A 6305-nucleotide genomic window follows, 5' to 3' on the forward strand; every position below is an offset into this window, starting at 1 on the left:
CTCTCGGCCGCTTCCGGTACAGGCGACGGCACGATCACCGTCACCGCCCCGGCCTACGCCGACGAGTGGCCCCGCGCGGCTAAAATCTTCTTCGTCTCCGGCGCGTTGAAAGATACGGTTACCGTCACGCAACACCCGAAACCCGGGCCGAAGTTCCTCGCCCTCGATTATACGGAACTCACGCTGCCCGTCGGCGCCTCGCAACGACTCGTCGTCACGGCCTATCCCAAAGACGCGGACATCAACCGCGGCGTGAAATGGTACTCCCTGAACGATGACATCGCCACCGTCAGCGCCCCGTCAGCGCCAACGGTACCGTCACCGCCCTCAAGCCCGGACGGACCGAAATCACCGTCGTAGCCAACGTCGGCGGACAACAGACTACCTGCCGCGTGCGCGTCGTTCCGGCCGAGCAGATGGTTACCGTCACGTCGGGAAGCGATAACACGCTCCGCATCGCGTTAACGGCACCCTCCGATGCCGACTTTACCCTCTCGTTCGACGTCGAGCTGCCCAAAGGCTTCGCCCTCGACACGAAGAAGACCGCGCCCGATCCGGCACTGGCCGACGGCTATACCGTCACCGTGACAGGCAACCGCGTAGAGATGAAGCCCGGCGGACTGCGCGCCGGCGGCACGATCGAGAAACGTGATCTGCTGACGCTCGCCTGCACCGCCGTGCCCGGCACGTCGAAAGGCAGCTACAAAGGCGCGCTGCGCAACCTCGCCTTCACGCCCACGGCCGGATACGCGTTGCAAAACGTCACGGTACCGTTCACGTTTACGTACACCGTCGGCAATCAAACGATCGACGGGCTGCGTGTCTACGCCCACGGCGGAGCGCTGCATCTCACACTGCCCACAGCGCAGACGGTACATATATATCATGTAGAGGGCGCGTTAGTGAAAACATTCGCGCTCACCGCCGGAGACCATGTACAGCCGTTAGCCCCTGGCATGTATCTGGTGCGCGTAGGAGAACAGGTAAGGAAAATCCTTGTGAAGTGAAAAACGAAAAGTGAATAGTGAAAAGTAGTCAATGTAGTCAATGTAGGGGCGAACCTGTGTGTTCGCCCTTATTTTTTTGTGTCGTGTTGGCAGGTTATCAGAACGCGCAAATGACGCGAATGGGCGCAAATAAACGCGAATTTGATTGTTAATTGTCAATGGTTATTCAGCATTCAGTCATCAGCATTCAGATACCACAAGTTTATGACAAGTTGCACAAGTTTAATTGTCAGTTGTCAATGGTTATTCTTTACTACTCTGACTACCTTTGACTACTTTGCTACTTTTTTAAATTTGCGTTAATTTGCGCCATTTGTGTTCATTTGCGTTCGGAACATCGTAAATTCCCCCTTTGAAGGAATAACACCTCCCTTCGCTTCGCTCTTCCCCCCTTCGAAGGGGGGGCAGGGGGGATGTTCATATCCACGCCTTCGAAGGGCGAACACACAGGTTCGCCCCTACACGGCAAACAACTCAACAACTCAACGCCCGCAAGGGCATAACCATTAGCCATTGACAATTAACAATTAAATAATGGTAAACGCCGAATTGTGTATCGCGTAATTTGGGTTTATCCATCCAATTCACAAAGCCTTTGTTTTTAGCGTTTTGATTTAATGCTAAGGCGTTTTGAGTTGTTCGTCAAAACATGCCAAATAGTCGAAATCTATCAGCGATGCTATGATTATGTGACATTATAATGTAACTTTGCCGCATGAAATTCGAGCTCGTACAAACAGACTCGCAGTCGCAGGCGCGTGCCGGAGTAATGACGACCGATCACGGGATCATCGAAACGCCCATATTTATGCCCGTCGGGACGCAAGGCACGGTCAAAGCCGTCCATATTCCCGAATTGGAGCAAGATATTCGCGCACAGATTATTCTGGGTAACACGTATCATCTCTACCTTCGCCCGGGACTTGATATACTCGAGAAGGCGGGGGGATTGCATCGGTTTAACAGTTGGAATCGCCCTATTCTTACCGATAGCGGCGGTTTTCAAGTGTTTTCGTTGGCCGAAAACCGGAAGCTCACTTCCGAAGGGGCAGAGTTTCGTTCCCATATCGACGGCAGCAAGCATTTCTTTTCGCCCGAGAGGGTGATGGATATTGAACGTACCATCGGTGCGGATATCATGATGGCGTTCGATGAATGTTGTCCGGGCGATGCCGACTACGGATACGCCAAGAAATCGCTCGATTTGACCGAACAGTGGCTGAAACGTTGCGTGAAACGGTTTAACGAAACGGAGCCGAAATACGGATACAGCCAATGCCTTTTTCCCATTGTGCAGGGCTGTGTCTATCCCGATTTGCGCACACGGGCAGCCGAAAACGTAGCTGCGATCGGAGCCGATGGGAACGCAATCGGCGGACTGGCGGTAGGTGAACCGACAGAGAAAATGTACGAAATGGTTGAGCTGGTCAATGGTATTCTGCCGAAAGACAAGCCTCGCTACCTGATGGGAGTCGGTACGCCGGTGAACTTGCTCGAAGCCATCGAACGAGGCGTGGATATGTTCGACTGTATCATGCCGACACGCAACGGGCGTAACGGTCAACTCTTCACTCGCTTCGGTACGATGAACATGCGCAACCGCAAATGGGCTGACGATTTTTCGCCGATTGACCCGGATGCGCATTCGTACGTCGATACGCTTTACAGCCGGGCTTACCTGCATCATTTGTTCAAAGCGGATGAGCTGCTGGCGCTTCAGATCGCTTCCGTCCATAACCTCGCGTTCTATCTGTGGCTGGTCAAAGAGGCGCGACTGCATATCATCGCAGGGGATTTCATGACGTGGAAGAGCAGCATGATCGGACCTTTATCCCAACGAATCTAAATGCGAATAAAAGATTTCAGATTGACAAAGATCGACCGGTATATTATCCGGAAATTTCTGGGTACCTATATCTTCACCATTCTATTGGTGATTGCGATCACCGTCGTCTTTGACTTCAACGAGAAGATCGACTATTTCGTCGGGCCTAAAGCTACGGCTACGATGCGCGGAATCATTTTCGATTACTATCTGAATTTTATTCCTTATTTTATCAGCATTTTCAGTCCGCTGTTCACGTTCATCACCGTGATCTTCTTCACGTCGCAACTGGCCGACAGGTCTGAAATCATCGCCATGCTCGCCAGCGGCATCAGTTTTCGCAGATTGATGCGTCCTTATCTGATCTCGGCTACGATCATAGCATCAGCCAACTATGTACTGAATGCGTATATTATCCCTCCGGCGAACAAGGTCCGTATCGAGTTTCAGAATACGCATATCCGGGATAAGAAAGTATCGTCGGCGAGGAATATTCAACTCGAAATCGAACCGAACGTTTTTGCGTACTTTGATCGGTACGACGCCTCTTCCTCAATGGGTTATCGCTTTTCGATAGATAAATTCGAAGAAAATGAATTGGTTTCCCGTCTGACTGCTCAGTCGATCAAATACGATTCGCTCTATACTTGGACGATTATCGATTACGTGATCCGTGACTTCGACGGGATGCGCGAGAAAATTTCGACCGGCACACGAAAAGATACGACCTTGACTTTCGTGCCTTCCGATTTCCTGATTTCCGAAAGTGACTGTGAGACGATGACGATGCCACAGTTGGCGCGTCATATTGAGCGGCAGAAAGAACGGCGCCTCGCGAATATTCAGCTCTTTGAAATCGAATATCATCTACGGATAGCGACAATCATGTCGTTTTTTATCCTGACTCTCATTGGGGCTTCACTCTCTTCACGTAAGATGAAAGGGGGAATGGGACTGAATATCGGGATCGGGTTCGGATTGAGTTTTTCATATATTCTGTTCTCAAAAATCACATCGACCTTTGCCATCAGCGGGTATGTGAGTCCGATGGTGGCCGTTTGGATTCCCAATATCCTCTATCTGTTCATTACGATTTATCTTTACCGGAAGGCTCCGCGATGAACGTGCTTTGCGGTTTGCAAAAAAAATCGTTCTTTTGTATTCGTATTCGTCGGATACAAAAATAATAAAGAAGAAAATTTATGCGCACGTCTGCTCTCCAATATCTTTATCTACAGAAACCCGTAAGTACGGTCATCTTCGTGTGTCTGTTCTCGATTCTCCCGTGGATTGCGACCGGCGATTTTTCGACCAAAGGCGAACCGCGCGAGGCTGCCGTGGCCGTGTCGATGCTCGAAACGGGTAACTGGACACTGCCGACCGTTTATGCCGATGAATTTGCCTACAAACCGCCGATGGTGCATTGGTTGATGGCTGCCTGTTCGCTGCCGCAAGGCTATGTGAGTGAGCTGACAGCGCGCTTGCCTTCGGCGATAGCTTATACGGCGCTGATGGCCATCGTACTGATCTTTTTGGGTCGTCGCGTGCGTTTTCAAGAAGCGTTTATTGCCGTTTGCTTGTTGTTTACTTGTGTCGAGATTCATCGTGCGGGGATGACCGCGCGTGTCGATATGGTACTGACTACTTTTATGGTGGCCGGACTGATACAAATGTATCGATGGGAGGAAAAACTATCCCTGAAAGGGTTACCTGTGGGGATTCCGTTGCTGTTCAGTGGCGCTGTGCTCACAAAAGGACCCGTCGGTATTATTTTACCCCTGTTTGTCTTTGGCGTCTATCTGTTGATGTTACGCAAATATAACTTTCTGCGGATATTCAAGGCGTTATTCTATACGTTTGTGGCGTCGCTGTTTATTCCGATGCTCTGGTATATCGAAGCGTGGAAGCAGGGGGGCGATGAATTTTTAAACGTTGTGCTGGCCGAAAACTTCGGACGTTTCTTCCACTTAAGCGAGGCTAATATATCGTATGAATTGGGACATAAGGAAGGGTTCTGGTACAACTTCATCACCCTTGCGGCGGGATTTATGCCGTGGACGCTGCTGCTCTTTTTCTCTCTGTTCGGGATGCGTAGGCGGAAGCTGCAGGGACGTCTCGGGACATGGCTGAGAAACGTATGGAGCAACATCCTGTCGCTCGATAAGGTACGCTTGTTCAGTCTGGTGGCTTCTGTGTGTATCGTGTTCTTCTATATGTTGCCGAGTAGCAAGCGGAGTGTTTACCTGATGCCGGCGTATCCGTTTATCGCGTTGTTTATGTCGCAGGGCATTCTCTATCTGACAGAGCATCGTTCGAAGCTGACGCGCGTCTTCGCCGGCGTGTTGACAGGCGTGGCCAGCGTAGCTTTCATGACCGCCCTACTCAGTATGACAGGGATGGTAGACCTCGTGGCGCTGGCGGGCAATTATACGACGAAGCTCTCGGCCTTGCAGAGCATTGAAGCGGTTAGCCATGCTTTTCGTCCTTCGGTGCCGACCATCATCGTCCTGATATTGCTACTGAGCGCATTGCTGACAAGTTATTACCAACTGTTCAAGAAGATCAACATCAAGATGTTGTATGCGTCTATCTTTTTGGTGTTTTGCGTTCATCTCTTTATCGACGGTATCGTGATGCGCGGAATCCGAAACGAGAACTCCTCGCGTGCGTTTGCCCGAGAAATCCGTGACACATATTCGCTGAATAAGGACAAGCTTTTTGTCATGAATAACCTGCGTCAATATACGAACTTGTATGGTTTGAATTTTTATCTTGGCAACTGCTTCCATAATTTCGAGACCGAGCAACCGCAAACAGGCTATTTCTTAGCCGATGAGAGGGACTATCCTAAAATCCTCGAACGTTATGCGGGAGTCTACACGTTTGAAGAGCTGCGCACCTCCGACCGTATTCTGGCCGATGTAAAAGCTCGGGTCGTATTGTCGCGTTTTGTGAGAAAGTGACCCGCTTAATGATGGACGGTTCGTCATCATTTTACGATTAAAAGCTTGCGAATGAATCATATTTTGTATCTTTCCTCTATAAAACCTAAACGAAAATCGCACTCAATACAGCTAAAATGTCTAATATCCTTCATTGATGGACATAGTAGGAGCATACAAGCCGTTCTCAGGCTTACATAAAACAGGGATACTGTCCTCATATAGCGGTCGGCATTGTGCTTAGCGCTGTTTCGGGTGATCATGCGGTTATCAATCAAAGATATGAGCTGTCCGAAAACAGATTGTCCGAAAAAATATGTGTTTTTGTTCATTGTAGTATTGCGTTGTAGTGAACACAAAACTACTAAAAAGTGTATGGGGAAAAATTTATTTTTCGCTCTGCACTTTTGAATATTTTTTCCACGGACAATAGTGTTTAATTTTATATTTCTTATATGGAGTAAGTTCGCCTAAGGGTTTTGTTGGGTAGCCTCCCATAGATGCTGTTCGTTCTGCATAAACATCAATAGA

The 6305-nt window shown here is 49.4% G+C and carries 4 protein-coding genes and 1 pseudogene; all 5 read left to right on the plus strand.

Going from position 1 to position 6305, the window contains the following annotated elements; genetic code table 11:
• Positions 1–276: pseudogene (locus EII41_RS14685) on the plus strand (BACON domain-containing protein); the annotation flags it as partial.
• Positions 277–392: 116 nt separating this feature from the next.
• Positions 393–1007, plus strand: coding sequence for a T9SS type A sorting domain-containing protein (locus EII41_RS14690; RefSeq protein WP_317615878.1), 615 nt, complete (start codon positions 393–395; stop codon positions 1005–1007).
• A 715-nt stretch (positions 1008–1722) separates the two neighbouring features.
• Complete coding sequence (tgt, locus tag EII41_RS13045; RefSeq protein WP_124790936.1) at positions 1723–2853, plus strand: tRNA guanosine(34) transglycosylase Tgt; 1131 nt, start codon at positions 1723–1725, stop codon at positions 2851–2853.
• Positions 2854–3954: an LptF/LptG family permease gene (locus EII41_RS13050; RefSeq protein WP_124790937.1), complete on the plus strand. Its 1101-nt coding sequence runs from the start codon at positions 2854–2856 to the stop codon at positions 3952–3954.
• A gap of 80 nt (positions 3955–4034) precedes the next feature.
• Complete coding sequence (locus EII41_RS13055) at positions 4035–5795, plus strand: ArnT family glycosyltransferase (RefSeq protein WP_124790938.1); 1761 nt, start codon at positions 4035–4037, stop codon at positions 5793–5795.
• Positions 5796–6305: the final 510 nt, after the last annotated feature.

The sequence above is a fragment of the Tannerella forsythia genome (assembly GCF_003860135.1).
GTDB classification, from domain to species: domain Bacteria; phylum Bacteroidota; class Bacteroidia; order Bacteroidales; family Tannerellaceae; genus Tannerella; species Tannerella forsythia_A.